Raw genomic sequence first — 18,717 nt, forward strand, 5'->3', positions numbered from 1 at the left:
GCGACGCAGTAACAATGGCTTTATACACGTACCTGTAAAATGAGAAAAGCCGCGCTACCCAGAGGGTCACCGGATTTCGAATCTGTCATCTATGCACCCTAATATACGAATCTATTTTCTATCAATCTCCACACATAGCGTAGCAAAAGCATGTCTGTCACATATATTAACGTTGTGAGTATACTCACGAACCTTTTTTTAAGGAGGTTGATAGCATGGCAGTACAGCTATCCAATAATGTGTTCTCCATCTCAGTCGGAGATTACGGCGATATCTCTTCCTTACGTCTGGTAGGAGACACATTCAATACGAACTATGTCATGAACAGCTCCAACGCACCCAAACAGAATACGGTGGATCATCAGTGGCTTGGTGAACTCATGTTTACCTACCGTCTCGGTAACGGGGCGTGGACTCGGGCATGGACAAGCAGCTCTGCGGATGCACGCACGATCACTTCATCCGGCAGTAGTGTTCAAGTATCATACCAAAATTCGTCAAACAATCAGGGAATACGTAATTTTACATTAAATGAAACATATTCACTGGTTAATGATTACCTGCATTGGCAGATGAAAGTAACGAACACTTCCAATCAAACGCTGGAAATCGGAGATTGGGGGCTGCCGCTGACTTTTAACGAGTATTGGTCTGGCGGCAATAACGAACAAATCTATGAAACAAGGGTACTTTCCCACTCCTTTGTAGGGCATAACAGTTCTTTTATTACCGCTGGACGGCCTAGCGGCATCGGGCCTTATCTGCTGCTTGTCCCTGATTCCTCTACAGGCGCAGGTCTCGAATATCAGGACCATTGGAGAGTCGAGGAGCACCCGGGCAGCACGTGGGCTATGGAGCAAGGCGGCTGGTCCGAAGGACTAAATGTGTTCTATATCCACTCCAATGTCATCAAGAGTACCAACCGTGGCTATCTTTCCAACACCAGTCTGTCGCTGGCTCCAGGCGAAAGCAAAACGTATGCCTTTAAATTTTACAAGGTAGCGGACGAGCAGGCCGTGAAGGACAGGCTGTACAGCGAGGGACATGTGGATGTGACCGTGGTTCCGGGCATGATTTTCCCTACGAATCTCAAGGCTAAATTCGATCTGCATACCAGCAAATCCATTACCTCTGTCACAGCGCAATACCCGTCCGAAACGACCATCAGCTATTTGGAAACAGCCCCTACAAACCATAAAATATATGAACTTACACTGGGACGACTGGGACACAACAATATTACCGTGAACTACGGTAACGGCGAAAAAACCGTTCTCCAATTCTATGCCATCGAGCCAGTCGACGCTGCACTTCAGCGCCACTCTACCTTCATGGTCAACAGCACCCAATGGAACATGCCGGGCGACCTGCGGGATAAGGTGTTTGACGACTGGATGATGCAATATAAGGCCAAGCGCAATAGCTTTGCAGGCTACTGGGGTTGGGGTGACGATTGGGGATTAACCCATGGCCAGTTCCTGGCTGAGAAAAACGTTCAGAAGCCCGTGGCATCCGAGATTAAAGCAGTCGATGATTATCTGGAGGTTGCTGTCTGGACAAATCTGATGGAAGGCCATCATACCGATTATCTGGTTCCCGATTTCCTGATGCCGCAGCCCAACACAACACCGACGTACCGGGGCTATGCCTATCCGCATATTTACAACACGTTTTTCAGCATGTATAAGCTCGCCAAGCTGTATCCGAACCTGATTAGCTACCGCAATAGCAAAAACACGTATTTGCTGCGCGCTTATCGTATTTTCAAGGCATTGTATGAAGGCCCTGTCGCCTACAACTGGAACACAGGGCTCATGGGTGAACTGACCACGCCGGATATCATTAAAGCGCTACAGGAAGAAGGCTTGACCACCGAGGCTAACGACCTGATCGCCAAAATGGCTACCAAGTACAACAATTTCAAAAACACCACCTATCCCTACGGCTCCGAGTATAACTATGACAATACAGGCGAGGAGGCGGTATATACGCTCGCTAAAATGAACAGCAATACGACGATGATGAGTAAAATCAACGCCAAAACACGTGCCGCACGCGGTCATATGCCTGTGTGGTATTACTACGCCGATCCGGTCACGATTACCGGGGAAAATTGGTGGAACTTCCAGTACACCACCTCGCTGGCAGGCTATGCGATGGATGACTGGACACGCCGTTATTCATCCAAGCCCGAAGTGGATCAACGCTTGTCCTATGCCGCCAAGCTCGCTAACATCGGGGCGATTAACTCGGGACAGATTAGCTCCGACCCAGCCAATATCGGCGCGGTATCGTGGACGTATCAGGCGGGTAAGGGCAATTACGGTGCTCTTGGTCTGGACGGCGGTCCGCTCTTCAACGGCTGGCGCGGCATGTCCGGGGAAGCGGATTTGGGGCTGTTCGGAGCGATTAAAGTTCTAAGCTCGGACATTGCTGTCGATCCCATTTTCGGCTTGTATGGCTATGGCTGTGACGTTACAGAAAGCGGTAACAACTATACAATCACTCCCAAGGACGGTGTATTCCAGCGGCTGCATCTGATCACCCAAAAGCTGAGTCTGGAGCTGAATCGGGACCAATACAGCTCAGCCATCGTGTCCAAGTCCAGGAACAACGTTCGCTTCACGCTGAAAAATACAACAGCAGGCACAGCTCACACTACCATTCTGACCTTGACCGGACTGGCCGCAGGTACGTATGACGTGCTCGTAGACGGAACGAAAACTGGCTCCGTCACGGCTATTAACAGTTCAGCGGCTACGGTCAGATTGAGTATCGGTACGGCAGCCTCCTACGATATCCGTATTCAGACAGGCTCAGGTAATCCGACTCCAGCCGGAGACGTTGTAGCCCGCTATGATTTTAATGAAACAAGCGGATCTACCGCAGCCGATTTGTCAGGCAATGGGCAGCAGGCCAATGTGAACGGCGGCTCGTGGGGCGTCGGACGGAACGGCAACGCCCTGCTCTTAAACGGCACAGCCGCCTATGCCAGCCTGCCCGGTGGACTGGTCAGCAGCGTTAACGATTTTACGATTGCGACTTGGGTGCGGGTGAACACCCATAACGGCTGGGCTCGCCTGTTTGATTTTGGAGCAGGCACGGATCGATATATGTTTTTGACACCCAAGGCCGAAGGGACAGGTATGCGCTTTGCCATCACCGTCTCGGGTAACGGGGAGGAACAGCAGTTAAATGCCCCGGAACTGGCGACAGGGGTCTGGAAACATGTGGCCGTGACACTGTCGGACAACACGGGAATTATGTATGTAGACGGTATAGAAGCGACGCGAAATACGAACATGACGTTAAAGCCGTCCAGCCTTGGGCTGACGGACCGGAACTATATTGGAAAATCCCAGTTCGATGATCCTTATCTGAACGGGGCAGTAGATGAACTGATCATCTACAACAGAGCGCTCACAGCTCAGGAGATTCGCAGCTTGGCCTCGGTAAGCAGTACTGTTGCAGACCATAAAAAGGTAGCCAGTTCGTATGCCGAAGGGGCAGATTAAGCAGATGTAATTATTTTATACCATTAACTTTTTAAGTTGTGAATGATTCGTGTCGTGAATGATTTGTATCGTGAATCATTCACGCTATGAATGGTTTTATGCCCTATTCATTTGAGTAAAAAAGGCGGGCGGCTCACGTGGAAGCCTTGTTGCTGCCCGGTTTAGAGGCCGTCCGGCTTATGAGGAGGATTCCGCCATGTGTAAAGAACATGCAAGACCACCCCTGTTGGCAAGTGTTGACTGTGATTCAAGCTATACTGCTTCTGCTTCTGCTTCTGCTTCTACAAACCAGACTCTCCTCGAATCCATAACTGCACAAGTCTCAGCTTCCGGCGTATCCCCGCAAGCGATTGGCAGCGATGCCGAGGTGATTGACCGCTTCGGACGGATTATTAACTGGTACGGCGTTGAACTGGTGGATTGGCAAGGCTATATCGCCAATCCGTTCATCAATCTGACCGTGAAGCCACCTGCCAGTGCGGCGTATCCGATCAGCATCACGCTCAAGGCGCAGGGAACGTCCCGGCTTATGATGAATCTGCCCAGTACGTTATCTGCCACTGGCGCTACGAAGGTGCTGAATTTTAACAATGCATCCGAGAGGAAGGATTTTAAGCTGGAGGTTGCACCTGACCGCAACGGTGGCCCGGACGAGATTGAACACTATACGTTGTATCTCACCATTGCAGACAGCGCGGGAGCCACGCGGACCCATACGATTCCAATCCGGGTATGGGATCAGGACGATAATCAGGATACCAAATTCCCATTGGTGTTCGATTATCGCTACGATACAGTCAATCACTATTTTGACGATCTAGGTACTCGTAAGGCGGCCGAGCAGGCGATTAAGGACTGGTTCTATTTCTTTGATGTCCAGCCGTTCGATACTGTTCCCGCCGGAGCTGAACGCAACTATATTCCGAACAACGACTGGAACGGGCATACGATTGGCACGAATAACGCTCCTTATAATGGAGAATGGATTTTCCTGCGTGGTATCGATGGCCCTTATTCGACCGGATGGCCCGGTAACAGTGGTTATTACCACACGAAAAACGGCGTCCGCGTTCCGGGTCCTATCCACCGTTCGCTAGGAACTGCGCTCGATTTTTATCCAGATGCTCAGGTATTTACCTCGCTGAATGACGACGACTGGTACAAAACTGATCTGACTCAGGTAACAGACGTATACGGACTCATCATGCATGAGTTTGGCCATGCCGTCGCTTTCAGTGATACATGGTCGGGGATGCAGGCTTATCATAGCAGCGGCGGCGCCGATTCCGTCGTTGAAGCGTACCAAGGCGTCCGGGTTCCGCTGGATGGAAGCTATCACATCCCGGCGGATCGGCAATACTGGGACCGTCTCAGCGGACAAAGCGCAGGCTGGGTGGCAGAATTCCCGGTACGCCGCTGGATGCTGAACAAGCTGACGCTGCTCATTGCCGAGAAAGCAGGCTGGAAGCTGAACCGCAAGCTGACACCTTTCCTCGAACCGGAAATCGTCACAGCCTCCTTGCCCAAAGCCGTCAAAGGACAAAGCTACAGCCAAAAACTTATAGCCAAGGGTGGAGTCCCCTTCTACGACTGGACACTGAAAAGCGGCAATCTGCCTACCGGGCTGACACTCGACCGCTTTACCGGAACGATCAGCGGCACTGTATCCGCCAGCCAGTCGCAAAACAGCTACACCTTTACGATCGAGCTTCGGGATTATGATGAGTTGGCGAAGCCGTTCACACGCAGCTTTACGATTAGTTTGTGAGAAAGCAGTTATTCCACCTATGGGACATTAGCTCCGTCTAATCCGTGTCGTTCTTGGTCTTAAGCGAACCAGCTCCTCACTGGTGAGTTGCCTAGTATAGGAGCGAGGGGAAGATCCTGTATCGACCCTGAGCACCCTGCCTGCCCCGTTGGGGCGGGCTACCCGTGTGTTGAATACCTGCATGAACCACTGCACCGGAAAGGCTATGGATAAGCGGCCATCTGCCGTGCCTGCATAGTTGACCGCAGCTGCATAATTATCTGACTGTCTGAGCCATACAGAGCCGGAATCCCCAGGTAGTGATACAGGAGTCGTACCTCTAATAACCGTCTGATCTTCGAAGGTCAGCAGGCCCAACTCTCCGCCATAATTGATTTGCAGGTCCGTATAGACGGACTCTACCGTGCCATTGACCCGCCCGGTCGTACGCCCTACCTTCTTCAATCTTTCTCCTATGCGATAAGCGGTAACATGACCTGGAATCGCTCCTACTGTAGCATAACGCGGATTGAGCAGGTTGTTACGTGTCGGAAGCGAAAGAGCCGCATCAATCAGGTTCGTACCGGTGGGATTCAAGCGTACGTAACGATACAACCGCCCTATACGATCTCGGGTATCCGTCCCCCCATCGGCTCCGCCTGGCTGTATTGTAGCCTCTCGGTTATCTGTATTGGAGGGATTGAGGACATGATTATTGCTAAAAAGATAACGCGTCGCCGGCGCTCCAGTTGGGGCAACGATCAGCCCGGTCGTACCGGAGCCTTCAATCGTTCCGACACTGTAGCCGGCGATGACCGGGCGTATGCGTACCCTGTAGTCCGTGGCATTGGCTTTGATCTTTCCGGATTTAACAATCCGGACAGGAACGCTCGTTTGCTTGCCTAGTGCTGTGGCCGACAGAAGTCCGGTAGAGGCCGTGGCCAGCCGATCTGTGTACACAATGACAGCGGCCCCCTTTTTGGGATGTGCAGGGTCCCTATACCCTACGCCGATGCCGTGGACACCGGACATTTTTAAGACTCGCTTGGCCATCCGCTTTTTCACTTGAAGGGCGGCCGAGAAGGTAGCCAACATAATCATCCCCTTTGACATTCAGATGAAATATTGTATGGCTGTGGCCGCTCCGCGTTCCATTTGATCTTACGATCGCTGTTGCAGATTCAAATCAACCGATGCACTACCAAACGCCGTAAGATTAGTTGAATTCGAAAAATCCCCCAAATTATTATATATATATAAAGTAAACCATTGAAAGGTATACAAAAATATCCCAAAAGATGGTATACTCATTTCCGAAATTGACATTTTATCATTTGATTTTGATGTTCTTATTTTAAAATGATTGATATCCTATTTATTTAAAGGGGTGGTTTATTTTGTCCAATACAACCACGATACTCGCAGAACTGATGAAGTACATGAAAGAAAAAAAATTAGGTGTTAGCGATTTAGCCAGGGCATGCAATATGAATCCCGGCACAATTAGCGGCTTCGTCAATGGAAATCGCAAGCTCTCAGTCTACCAATTGGATCGAATCACAGAAACGATGGGACACCCTATTGGTTATTATTATGAGCACTATATTTCTGAGTACTTGGCCGATGCCGACCCCAACTGGCGAAGAATGAGTCCTTTTTTGGAAAGTTGTGCAAAATTGAATAAATTGGATTGTATTCAGCAAGTCGTGAATATGTTATTGGATAAGTTGGGCTATGCTACTCCATTATTTGAACTGGCTGAGAAACTATTTGAAGACGGTTTGTATGAGGCAGCAGCTATACTTTATGAAAACGTGGCTCTAAGTGAGAATAAGCAGCACTCGGAGCGCTTGGCTCTATGTCAGTACCGTCTGTTTCAGAGCAGGCAAGGGGATAACCAGGAAAAAAACTATGAAGCAGCCGTGCAGTTTGGGACCTACGTTGATCGTTTGGACGAACTAGACCAACTAGATGGGCTAAAAGCTTTAGCGAATACATATCGTTCGTTGCGTAAATGGGACAAAGTAGAATTATTCGCTAAAGCTTTGGGAGAAAAGGCTGAGATTCAATACAAATTGAGCAAACAGCAACATCGAGCAAAAAAAGAAAATTCAAAGCAACCAAGCTTCCCTTTGTTTGCTTACTGGGCTTTCTCACATTTACTTCGCGCACAAGCCTATGACGAGAGGAAAGACTATGAAAAGGGACTTCAGCATATTAAAAAATATGCAAATTTAGGCTGGGTAACGGATACGGATGAAGAAACCTTGAAATGGAAAAAGAATTATGAGGATTGGGCAGTAGTAAATATGTATGTAAATAAGCTTCTTTCGGGCGACAGGAACGTGCTTCCCGATTATGTAGCTTATATTTCTTCAAGAAAAGATGAGGTTCTTCCCGCGCTTGATAACATCCTTGAGGCTGCTAACCGATATCATTTTGATGTAGATGATATTCTAAAGCAATTCGAAGCAGATATTTCATCTTATCTGGGGCAACAAAAAGTTGAAAGCTTTTATACTCAACGATTAACAGAGCGTTTTATACATTTTTCAAGAAAGTTAGCGCTCTATTATTTGCGTAAAAGTATGTTTTCAGATGGGTTTAGATCTCTGTTGATTTGCATGGAAATATCTATTGCAATCAATAACAGGATACAAGCAATGAGGTGTATGAGGCTTTTCGTTTCTTTTCAAGAACATGCACCTTCTAATACGAGGGCATTTTACAGAAAATTGGCTAATGCTGTGGGTGAAGACGAAGAGTAAGACCCTTTTTAGTAACCAGCTTTATGTTAGTATCCCTTGTAACTGTTCCCTTACAACTTCAAGATAAAGGGTCCAGCTATCAACCGACATACCACGGCGAAATGTAACCCATTTTAGATGAAGTGAATTAAGGGACGTACTCTTAGAGTACGTCTTTTCTCTTTGGAATATATAGAACGCTTACCAAACATATACTTTTCAATGGTTTCCACATGAATCCCTAAAATAAGAGTACAAAGGGGGAACTGTGATGCAAACCGACAACATTTTGAGTCACCATGTAGAAGCAGCTAGACAAAAACTGCATGATCTCCAAAATAAATATGGCTTTGGTCACGCTAGTGTACTCAAACAATCCATGGTTCTGGACGAACTTATCAATCAATATCAATACACTTATTATAGACGTAAAAAAAATCCGACTGTTTAAATGTAGCTGATTTGGGTGAGTAAACGCGTCACTCAATGTGTTCACTCCTTCAATTTTTATGATCCTTATTTTAATAAATATAGTAATATATGCTTTTAATGAATGAAATTTTATAATATAAAGGATAAATGTGGTTATATAATGCTTTAGCATCATTTTACATTTTTTTCAATAAAAATATACAAATGATACCTTATATATGTTACTCTTGTGTGGTAATACAAAAAATAGAAATGGACGTGTTAGTATGTTAACATTGAAAAATACAGCAGTAATTCTTACGGGGGTCTTAGCTCTTACGGCAGTAGTTCCACTGGCAGCCTCTGCTGCTCCTACTGCGGGAATCAAAGTATCGAAGGATGGTAGAGGTATAGGTATCCAACAAACTGGTCAAGAGGTACATGAGCTTCTTGGTGGGACAAGTCCGACGATGAGCTTAATTGTTGAAAAAGGTTATGGACATGTAAGGATTAAAGTTCGGAATGCAGGAACATCAAATCTCACTTGGAGCTTGCAAGGTAACGGGAAAGAGTATGTCTATAAAACTGTTGGCAAAGGAGACACATTAACGTGGACTAGCGTTAATTCATTCCCTAATGGGATGCCTTCAGGAAAATATGTAATTCAATTCAGAGCCAACGGTAACGAAGTTAGAGGCGAAGCTTGGGGTACTACTGGTCAGTACACAGGAGACATTAGCTAACCATACTTGGGATTTTAATTAACTAATATTAATGAAAAAGAAAACTATTTTAATCATTGTCGGAGTCATTTTAGCGATCTTTATTCTCTGTTTCTTTTTAAACGTATGGGTGGTCAATAACATTCGTGTTGTCCCTAACTAATAGTCAAGGAGATTAATGAATAAGAAAAAAGTATGGAAGATTGTAGGGTTCTCTGTTTTGGGAATTGTTTTAATCTACATTTTCTTGGTTATTGTAGGAATTTCTCAGTTTGTTACTAACGTAACACCATAGGACTTGACTTTATGCTTTTTCGTACTTACAGTTGAATTATTGTAGGCTCTATCACAGCGGTCAAACACAAAAGACTTCCTTAATTATAGGAGGTCTTTTGTGTTTGCGGTAGAAGTAGCTAGACAACAACTGTATGATCTCCAAAATAAACATGGCTTTGGTCACTCTAGTGTACTCAAACAATCCATGGTTCTGGGTGAGAAACTTGTGGTGAGGTCGCTCGCCTATTTATTGTAACACCTAGTCTTACTTAGGGGGGATCTAATTCAGTCGTCTTACTTTTAAGGAGAGAGACATAAGTTGGTGAAATCTTCAATAGCTGCGCATAGGTTTTCATGGAAGCACCGGGATACTGTTTCATGAGGCTTAGCAGGAGCTTAACCATTTCTGCATCAGACAAATTTTTAATATCTTCTGATGTAGAGGGTAGCTGATTTTTTGGGATTGGGTACCCTTTGAGGTCATTTGCACAATAGATACATACATAAGATTTTTTGAAGCGAATGAGTTGTTTGTTTCCCCCGCATAGGAGACATGATTCACTTTCTAATCTACGCATAACAATAGCGCTTTCAGTTATGAAAAACTCCATTTCTGTGTTCTTGTTGATACCCAACCGATTTCTTATTTCCACTGGGATTACAACTCTCCCTAGGCTATCTAAATCTCTTTTCATTATCGCATCATTCATTGTATACACCCCTCCAAGACATATGATCCTTATTTTCATAAAGATAGAAATATATGCCTTGAGTGAGAGAAATTTTATAAACGAAAGGATAAATGTGGTAGTATGGTACCTTAGTATGATTTTACATTTTATTCTAGAAATCCAGCGCAATTATTGGAATATATATGTTATATTTCTATCGTTACATAAAATACTCAATAATAGGGAGAGATTGGGATGAAGAAATTTTTTTCCGTTTTCGCTGTGTTGGCCTTATTGCTTACAATTGCGCCATTCGGTTTAGTGTCAGCGCAAGAGATAACAACACAAGTCCAATCGAGTAACAGTATCGCACAGTCAGGTACACCCGTAACCGTCGATACTTATGAAACTAATGTGATAAGTCCTCAAAAAGCAAATTTTTACGTTGATCTGTCTGTACAAAAGTACGGAGGACTACTTGCTAAGTGGACTTATAAAAATCCGGGTAAGGTTATTACTGATGTGGACTTAATAATGACTTTAGAATACCGAGAGGATTTTCTACATGCTTGGAAGACAGTAGACACTGTAAGATTTGATTACCCCGGTGGTCTTGGTGCTACAGAACAAAATGAACGTACTTTCTACCCTGATCAAAAAGGAACGTATAGAGTGTTTGTGTCTGGTAACGTATATCACACTCCAGGGTTTACTAACATCCAAATGTTTTCTGGATCCAGAGCGTATGATCCGAAAATCATTATTTCCAATGATCCAGATAAAATTGAATTGAAATAAGTATAAACTTTATAAATGGACAATGGTCAGGACTTTAGAGACAATGTAATCATCTATGTTCCTGACTATTGTCATTTTGATTGAAAGGGGATTTTAAGGTGATAGATATCGAACAAGTGAGAGAGCGCAAAAAATTAAGATTAGATATACTAGCAGAGTTATATCAGCTTTGGTTTGGCGGTGAGAGTTCGTCTTTAGTTGGTACAAAACGAGATATATATCAAGAACGAAATACCGAACGCCACTTAGCTTTCCATTATCTGTTTGGCATGAAGTTCATTCATATTAAACCAAAGGATGGAGAAGGAATGGATGAAATATTGTCGATAAGTATTACTGCTGAGGGGATCGAGTTCCTAGAATCTAACTTAGACAATGAATAAGAAGAGGATTTGGAAAATCGCAGGCTTCTCAGCCTTAGGATACGTTGTAGTTATAGTTTTCTTGGTTGTTGTAGAATACTATCAGCTTGTTACTAATGTAAGACCGTAGAGCCTCTTGACTTTGTTCTATAATCGTACTTACAATTGAATTGTTTTGAACGCACTATTATAGCGTCCAAAACAAGGGCCTTCCTTAACGGAGGGTTTTTGTTTTATCACATTAAATCCGAACAATCCTGGGTAGGTAGATCAAGGAGTTGGTATTATCTATAATTCATTTACCCCAATGTTTTTCACTGCACTTACTATAATAATTCTTATAACGATACGAAAATTGGAACCTCGGACAAGTAAGAGAACAATGTTGAAAGTGAGAATTGCAATAATAACAACAGTCCTGCTTATCGGAGCCGTGTTGTATATAATCGACCCTCAATGGTGGATCATTGTAGCTTTTGTATTCTCCTTTGTAATCTTGTTTGTGATTACTGCTATTTTTTTATTGAAACGTTGGCGAGAAAAAAGTTGAATCATAAAAAAAGCCTTCCTTGTTGATAGGAAGGCTTTGATATATGTCATGGGGGGCGATGGGAAGCACCATCTGATTGCGCAGTGTCACCTCATGTACAACCAGCTTAACTACCTATCCACCTTATCCCTTAATTACTCTCTCCGCAATGCCCAAGGAGGTGCTTCATGGAACAATCTTTTTCATCAATATTGACATACAGCATACAAGCCATTGCGATTTTACTAATTATATTCAATTTTCTAAAGAAAAACGAAAAAAAAGTAGGTTGGGGATCACTTTCACTGCTTTTATCTCTTCTTGGTATGCTTGTTTCTTTTGAATTTGGCAATTACATATTTGGGGATCAGTTGCTTTCCCTTTTAGGATTACCCGCATGGTCTAACAGTGTTAATAATACTGGGTTTCACTACACCTTTTTTCTATCCATTATTTTCTTTATTCCCAGTTTAATCATTGGATATAAAAATCCTAAAGCATTTGGAGCTGAAATGGGAAAACTGGTTTCTAGTATATATCTAACTTTGATAACAGTTACGCTTTTATTTTTAATTATAAGCTAATTTCTCAAAGTGAAAGTTGTCTTAACGGAGGGCTTTTATTTTATCACATTAAATCCGAACAATCCTGGGTAGGTTGATCAAGGAGCTGGTTGTAACCCTTCCTATCTTTTTATTGAAACGTTGGCGCAAAAAAAGCTGAGTCAGAAAAAAAGCCTTCCTTGTTGATAGGAAGGCTTTCCACTTTATCCCTTAATCGCTCCCTCCGCGATGCCCTCCATGATGAATTTTTGGAAGAACGAATAGATCAGGATAACCGGGATGGAGGTCAGTACAAGTGCAGCCAGAATGAGCGACCAGTCCTTGTTATACTCCCCGAACAGCATATTCGTTGAAAGAATCAGGGTGTAGTGGTTCACATCCGTCAGCATCAACAAAGGAAGTAAAAAGTCGTTCCAAATCCACAGGAAATCCAAAATCGCAATCGTAACAGTGATCGGCAGCAGCAAAGGGAATATAATCCGGAAGAACGTTTGGAACTCATTACAGCCATCCATCTGCGCCGATTCCTCCAGCTCACGCGGGATGGATTTGACAAATCCGTGATACAAAAAGATCGCCATATTCACACCCAAACCGATATAGATCAGTGCCAAACCATACGTACTGCCTTGGACAGACAAATCCTTTGCCATCCGTGTAAGCGGTATCATAATGGAGTGAAACGGTACCAGCATGGATGCGACAAACAGGAAGAAGATCGCACTGCTCATTTTTCCCCGTGTACGAGAGAGCTTGTAGCCCGCCAGCGCCGAACAGATCACGATGCCGCCTATTCCAATAAAAGAAATGATCGTGGAATTGAGGGCGCTGTTCAGCAAATGAGTCTGGTGAAAAGCCTGACTGTAATTTTCAAAATGAAGCTTCGTCGGCAGCGACGTAAAGGATGCGAACATCTCACCTTGCGTTTTAAAGGAATTAATCACCGCCATGTAGATCGGGAAGAAGGACACCACAGCGCCCACGCAGAGGATCAGGGTAATCAACAAGGAGTTGGCTTTTTTCAGACTCATGCCTCCACCTCCCTCTTCTTCATCACACGTAACTGGATCAGCGTGAAGATCAGCACGATGGCGAACAAAATAACGGATTTAGCGCTTGCATAACCATAACGGAAGTTGTTGGAAAACGCCTCCTCATAAATGTTCATTGTAATTACCTGCGTACTGCGCCCCGGCCCTCCGCCAGTCAGTCCATAGACGACCTCGTAGACTTTGAAGGCACCGTTCAGCGTCAGGAAGAAACAGATGGTAATCGCATGGGTAATCATCGGCAGCGTCACACTTCTTAACGTCTGGAACGCGTTCGCCCCATCAATAATAGCGGCCTCTTTCAAGCTTTGCGGTACACCTTGAAGCGCAGCCAGATAAATGATCATCATATAGCCGACACCATTCCAGAGCGATACAATAATGATGGAAAAGAAAGATACCTTCGGATCGCCCAGCCACGATTGGCCCAAAACGGCGATAGCCGTCTTTTCGGCGATCTGTGGCAGCACGGAGGAAAACACGAACGTCCACATAAATGCGCTAATAATGGTACTGATCATATTGGGCATAAAAAATATCGTCCGAAAAAATCCTTTGGTGCGCGTACGTGATTCAATCAGCACCGCCAGCACCAGCGCCAGCACATTTTGCAGTACAATCATGACCAGTACATATTTGAGCGTGAACCAGAGTGAATTTAGAAAATCCGGGTCCTCCTTCAGCGCCTCCACAAAGTTCCCCAAGCCGATAAAGCTGTAATTCGGATTCAATCCGTTCCAGTCTGTAAAGCTGTAGTACATGCCGCTGATCGTCGGAATGAGCAGGAAGATGGCATAAAAGATCAGCGCCGGGGCGGTAAACGCCAGCAGCATCACGTATTTTTTATAGATTTTAAAGGGCATGGAGTCTCCCCCTCCTGATGTATTTCTGTAGGTTTCCGTTACTTGTTCACTTTGTTATACGATTTCCATGCCTTATCCAGCGCCTTAATCACGTCATCCTGCGAGAGCTGGCCTGCATAATAGGATTGCAGCGATTTGCCTGCCTCATCCTTGACCGCTTGCGGGATGGACGGATCTTGATACGACTTGCCTGCTTTCACATACTCGGTAGCATCATTGACCCAAGGATAGCTTTTGAACGTATGCACTTTAGAGATTGGGTTGAATTTCAATGATTCATAGAACGCGCTGGAATCCTTGTCGTCCAACACATAGTTTACAAAATCGAGTGCAACCTCCTTGTTCTTGCTTGTAGAGGATACAGCCAGCGAAGTCGAAGTGGACAGATTGATCAATGTCGCATTCGGATCATCATTGATTGGCAGTGGGGCTACTCCAAAATCCATCTTCGGATCAGATTTTAAAATCGTTTCCGCAAACCACGGCCCTTGAATCCACATCGCTGCTTTCCCCACAGCAAAGGCCGCCGATCCATCATCCCCGCCAATTTCCAGCGCCTTGTCTGTACCGTTGCTATTCACCAGATCAATAATATCGAACATACTCTTCATTTCGGAAAAAGAGCCCTTATCCTGATTCATCCGGTCAATAAAATCCTTATTCTGTGTGTTCATCATCGCACCCGCCGTCAGCGGCACGAATAACTGTGGAATCCACGATTCCTTGTAGGAGAGCAGGAACGGCTTCACATTATTCGCTTTCAGCTTCTCAACCACAGCCTTCATTTCGGTTAACGTTCCCGGCGGCTTCAAGTCCAGGTCCTTAAATATCTTTTTATTGTACAAGTACCCCCATGAAATCGTTTCCAAAGGAACAGCCACGACCTTACCGTCTTTCGTCGTCACCGAAGGCTTCACACTATCCAGCAATTTGCCGACAAACGGCTGACCGGACAAGTCCTCCAAATAGCCCGCTTTATAAAACGGAGGAATTTCATTCACTGCATGCAGTGCGAACACATCCGGCGCATCGTTGGATGCAAGTCTTGTCTTCAAAATTTGTGCGGCATTGTCGGAAGGCGGCATCTCCAATTGGACCGTAACGTCGATATTTTTATCTTTCTTTTCCTTCGCTACGAACGCGTTAATATATTTATCGTAATGCTCCTTCAAGCGGGGCTGTGCGATAAACATTTTGAGATTAACCGTTTTACCGTCTCCACCGGAACTGCTACTGTCACTACCTGAAGAATTCGCTCCACACCCGGCCAATAACGTGCCAACCAGCATCGTGCTCAATACACCTTTCCACATTTTCATGCAAAATGACCTCCTCTAAGTTGAAAATAACTGTGACCCACTGGCTAATCAGTTGTTATTCAGTACAGCTATGCTGTCGGTTTTCAACCTCCAATGATGCACTGTGTGAGCTGCATAGAGGCTAAATTCCTTTGTGCTGTTTGTTTTGTATACGCTTTCATTATAGAGTGGGAGGTCACTTCTGCCATTGGACACCATTAGCCTGTTGGGTTGGATTTTTTTAAACTACGGCTGTTAACAGCCTACATCATTGCTCCTTCCTCATTTCACCGGGAGCCATGCCAAAATGCTTTTTAAACACCCGGTAGAAATACGATACGTCCTCATATCCCGCCATCTCCGCCACCGCTTTAATCGAAATCTGTTTATCTGCCAGCCACTCGCGCGCTTTTTCCATTCTCCGCTGCACGATATAGTCCGTTACATTTTGACCATACTCCTGCTTGAATACCTTGCTCATATACTCCTTGCTGACAAAAAAGTTTTTCGCCAGTTGCTCCAGTGTAATCTGCTCGGCAAAGTGGCTGTCCATATAGCGCCGAACCTCCTTCAGATTCAGCTTGTTCTTATACTTCCGCTGCCGAATGAGCCGCTCCAGCTCCTGCACATAACATGCTGACACGAACTCCAGCGCACGATCCGCGGAGGATAGCGTGTCCTGCGAAAGCGGAATTCCAGCCTTGGCAGTGGGCGTATCCAGCTCGTTGGACGCTGCCAGCTCTTTAAGCTGGGAAAGAAGCTCCTGCACCAGCCTGCCCAGCATATGTGGACCGGGTTCCCCGTAGCTCTCCAGCTCCTGCAAGACCTGCTTACATGTCATTTGTACGCCTTCCCGGTTCAGCTCATTAAAATAAAGTCGCAGCAGTTGCTTATACCGGGACAGCTTGTGGAAGAACTCATAGTCCAGCTCCGCCGCCTCCTGCTGCTGTTCCGCTGCCTTGGCTTCCAGATCATCTTTGCATTTAAGCAGTACTGCATTCAGCTCGACGGGATTGACGGGCTTCAGCAAGTAATCAACGGCCTTGTACCGAATGGCATGTTTGGCATACGCGAAGTCGTCATAGCCGCTCACGACAATGATTTTCATATCGGGAAAATGGTTATTCAGCGCTTGCAGCAGCTCCACTCCGTCCGCGCCCGGCATACGCATGTCGGTAATCACAATCTGCGGGGACAATTCCCCGGCCAGCCTGAACGCCTCATCCCCGTCCTCAGCCTCACCAACCACCGACATTCCAAGCCTTTCCCATGCGCCGAACGTCTTTAGAATATCCCGGTTCCACGGCTCATCGTCGACAATTAATACCCGGATCATCCATTTCCCTCCTCTGCTGATGTGAATGGAATGCGGATGGTGACACGTGTACCGATTCCCGGCTCACTGTCTATCGTCACCCCGTAATTCACTCCAAAATTCATCCGTATGCGTGAAGCCACATTGCTTAATCCGATATGGCTACCCTGCGCCCAGATCGGCTCCTCCGATGGATTTTCCAGTCGTGCCCTTACTTCTTCCACTCTGTCGGGTGCCATGCCGCTACCATTATCGCAGACTGTAATGCATATGTCTTCTTTCATAATCTCCACCCGGATTCCCACCCGCCATGCTCCAGCCTTACGATCCAGACCGTGCTGAAACGCATTTTCCAGCAACGGCTGAAGCGACAGCTTGGGCAGACGAACATCCAGCGCCTGTTCATCCGTCTCCACCTGAAACACCAGTCGTTGCGGAAACCGCCGCTGCTGGATGCGCATATAGTGGCCTACATGGTCAATTTCCGCGCGTAAAGAGGCCATATCCTGCGGCTCCCGTACCACGTAGCGGAACATCTCACTCAGCGACCGAATCACCTCATACGTGTCCTCCGGCTTTTGGGAAAATACCATGCTTCCGATCATTTGCAGCGTATTTTGCAGAAAATGGGGGTGAATCTGCGCTTGGAGCGCTTTTAGCTCAGCCGTCTTTTTTTGCAAATTCATACTGTATTCCGTCTGGATATGCTCACGGATTCGTCCTGCCATGCCATGCAGACTTCTTTCCAGCAACCCAATCTCATCCGGGCGTGTACTGGGTTCTCCGGCAGGTCCCTTGATCATATTCAGTTCCTGCACCGAACGGGCCAAATGGACAATCGGACGTGCAGTACGCCAGGCAATAAAAACAGCAATGCAGATCGAAACCAATATGGAGATCCCGCCGATAATAATACCGTACAGCATGGTCGAAAAAGCGCTGTGGTTAATGGAGGAAGTAGGTACGATTTTGACCAGCCGCAGCCCTACCACATCCAAATCATTATAAAATACATAATTACCGGCTGTCTTGATCATTCCCGGACCCGACCGAACATCACGCAGTGCTGTTAGTACCTCCGCAGGAGGCGACTGGTGGGCCTGCGACGGATACATCACCTTTCCATCTGAACCTGTAATAAAAACCTGATGCTGGTCTCCCCGCCCCAGCAAACCCAGCGTCTGATCAAATTGGGACCACAGCACATCCAGCGAAATAGCTCCCGTCTGCTTCTGATCTTCAAAACGCCGAATACTGCGCGTCAGTGTAAATCGTTCCGGGTCAGCGTGACTTGTGCGAATCGAATAATCCTTATTCGCTTTCCACATCTCGGCATACTGAGGGGGTATACCGTTCACCGTCGTAATGTCATTTTGCATACCATTGAAGGTAAACAGCGTTTGCGGCTGCTTCAAATAGAGCTGGATGCCGATTACATGGCTCCCGGCCGAATAATATACATTCGCCAGCGTATTGAGCATTTTTCGCTGTGCATTAAATTGGCTGGAAAGGTTGCCAGGCTCACGCTCATTCAAATAATCACTCAGATCGGGGCTGATCTGAATGCTGTAAATCAGGTGGTTCAGACGATCTAACTGGTCGCTGACATAGATCCCCGTCCATTTCATGTTGGACATATTCGTCTCCACCACTTCGGTTTCCATCGACGCTCTGCTTTTTTCCGCAGCCAGCGCCGTGACGGCAATAACCGGCAGCACAGAAAGGACGATCATCGTCAAAATCAGCTTGAGCTGAATGCTGCGTCGATACGGGGCTGTCAGTGCCCGAAACCAGCGGACTACTCGGGTTGGCATAGCGATGCTCTCCTCTGTTCAGCCATATGCGAAAACG

The 18,717-nt window shown here is 46.0% G+C and carries 15 protein-coding genes; 8 read left to right on the forward strand and 7 right to left on the reverse strand.

Features of this window, described 5'->3' with window-relative positions:
- Positions 1–215: 215 nt before the first annotated feature.
- Positions 216–3,515, forward strand: a complete 3,300-nt coding sequence (locus ASL14_RS08630) for a DUF5695 domain-containing protein (RefSeq protein ID WP_134911260.1) — start codon at positions 216–218, stop codon at positions 3,513–3,515.
- 196 nt (positions 3,516–3,711) lie between these two features.
- Positions 3,712–5,283 (forward strand): Ig domain-containing protein, encoded by a 1,572-nt coding sequence (locus ASL14_RS08635; protein ID WP_134911261.1) that lies wholly within the window; start codon positions 3,712–3,714, stop codon positions 5,281–5,283.
- A 27-nt stretch (positions 5,284–5,310) separates the two neighbouring features.
- On the opposite strand, the gene ASL14_RS08640 is transcribed toward ASL14_RS08635, so the two are convergent.
- Positions 5,311–6,357: a hypothetical protein gene (locus ASL14_RS08640; RefSeq protein ID WP_134911262.1), complete on the reverse strand. Its 1,047-nt coding sequence runs from the start codon at positions 6,355–6,357 to the stop codon at positions 5,311–5,313.
- 302 nt (positions 6,358–6,659) lie between these two features.
- Between ASL14_RS08640 and ASL14_RS08645 the strand changes: the two genes are divergently transcribed.
- From ASL14_RS08645 to ASL14_RS08655, 3 genes are all read left to right on the forward strand, one after another.
- Positions 6,660–8,030, forward strand: a complete 1,371-nt coding sequence (locus ASL14_RS08645; RefSeq protein ID WP_134911263.1) for a helix-turn-helix domain-containing protein — start codon at positions 6,660–6,662, stop codon at positions 8,028–8,030.
- A gap of 250 nt (positions 8,031–8,280) precedes the next feature.
- Positions 8,281–8,460, forward strand: coding sequence for an aspartyl-phosphate phosphatase Spo0E family protein (locus ASL14_RS08650; RefSeq protein WP_134911264.1), 180 nt, complete (start codon positions 8,281–8,283; stop codon positions 8,458–8,460).
- Between the two features lie 247 nt (positions 8,461–8,707).
- Positions 8,708–9,163 carry a hypothetical protein gene (locus ASL14_RS08655; RefSeq protein ID WP_134911265.1) on the forward strand — a complete coding sequence of 152 codons (456 nt, stop codon included), beginning with the start codon at positions 8,708–8,710 and terminating at the stop codon, positions 9,161–9,163.
- Between the two features lie 524 nt (positions 9,164–9,687).
- Here ASL14_RS08655 and ASL14_RS08665 read toward each other — a convergent pair.
- A complete protein-coding gene (locus ASL14_RS08665; protein ID WP_134911267.1) occupies positions 9,688–10,128 on the reverse strand; it encodes an AbrB/MazE/SpoVT family DNA-binding domain-containing protein in 441 nt (146 codons plus the stop codon).
- Positions 10,129–10,344: 216 nt separating this feature from the next.
- Between ASL14_RS08665 and ASL14_RS08670 the strand changes: the two genes are divergently transcribed.
- From ASL14_RS08670 to ASL14_RS08680, 3 genes are all read left to right on the forward strand, one after another.
- Positions 10,345–10,887 (forward strand): hypothetical protein, encoded by a 543-nt coding sequence (locus ASL14_RS08670; protein ID WP_134911268.1) that lies wholly within the window; start codon positions 10,345–10,347, stop codon positions 10,885–10,887.
- A gap of 98 nt (positions 10,888–10,985) precedes the next feature.
- A complete protein-coding gene (locus ASL14_RS08675; RefSeq protein WP_134911269.1) occupies positions 10,986–11,270 on the forward strand; it encodes a hypothetical protein in 285 nt (94 codons plus the stop codon).
- A gap of 696 nt (positions 11,271–11,966) precedes the next feature.
- Positions 11,967–12,362 carry a hypothetical protein gene (locus tag ASL14_RS08680; protein ID WP_134911270.1) on the forward strand — a complete coding sequence of 132 codons (396 nt, stop codon included), beginning with the start codon at positions 11,967–11,969 and terminating at the stop codon, positions 12,360–12,362.
- A 182-nt stretch (positions 12,363–12,544) separates the two neighbouring features.
- Here ASL14_RS08680 and ASL14_RS08685 read toward each other — a convergent pair whose 3' ends face one another.
- The 5 genes from ASL14_RS08685 to ASL14_RS08705 form a co-directional block, all read right to left on the reverse strand.
- Entirely contained in the window at positions 12,545–13,372 is an 828-nt protein-coding gene (locus ASL14_RS08685) for a carbohydrate ABC transporter permease (protein WP_044645319.1), read from the reverse strand.
- A complete protein-coding gene (locus ASL14_RS08690; RefSeq protein WP_134911271.1) occupies positions 13,369–14,253 on the reverse strand; it encodes a carbohydrate ABC transporter permease in 885 nt (294 codons plus the stop codon). The genes ASL14_RS08685 and ASL14_RS08690 overlap by 4 nt, the downstream gene beginning before the upstream one ends.
- A gap of 38 nt (positions 14,254–14,291) precedes the next feature.
- On the reverse strand, positions 14,292–15,572 hold the full coding sequence (locus ASL14_RS08695) for an ABC transporter substrate-binding protein (protein WP_134911272.1): 1,281 nt from the start codon (positions 15,570–15,572) through the stop codon (positions 14,292–14,294).
- 247 nt (positions 15,573–15,819) lie between these two features.
- Complete coding sequence (locus ASL14_RS08700; RefSeq protein ID WP_134911273.1) at positions 15,820–16,887, reverse strand: response regulator transcription factor; 1,068 nt, start codon at positions 16,885–16,887, stop codon at positions 15,820–15,822.
- Positions 16,884–18,680 (reverse strand): sensor histidine kinase, encoded by a 1,797-nt coding sequence (locus ASL14_RS08705; protein ID WP_134911274.1) that lies wholly within the window; start codon positions 18,678–18,680, stop codon positions 16,884–16,886. The genes ASL14_RS08700 and ASL14_RS08705 overlap by 4 nt, the downstream gene beginning before the upstream one ends.
- Between the last annotated feature and the right edge of the window lie 37 nt (positions 18,681–18,717).

Source organism: Paenibacillus sp. IHB B 3084 (assembly GCF_001447315.1).
Classification (GTDB): Bacteria; Bacillota; Bacilli; order Paenibacillales; family Paenibacillaceae; genus Paenibacillus.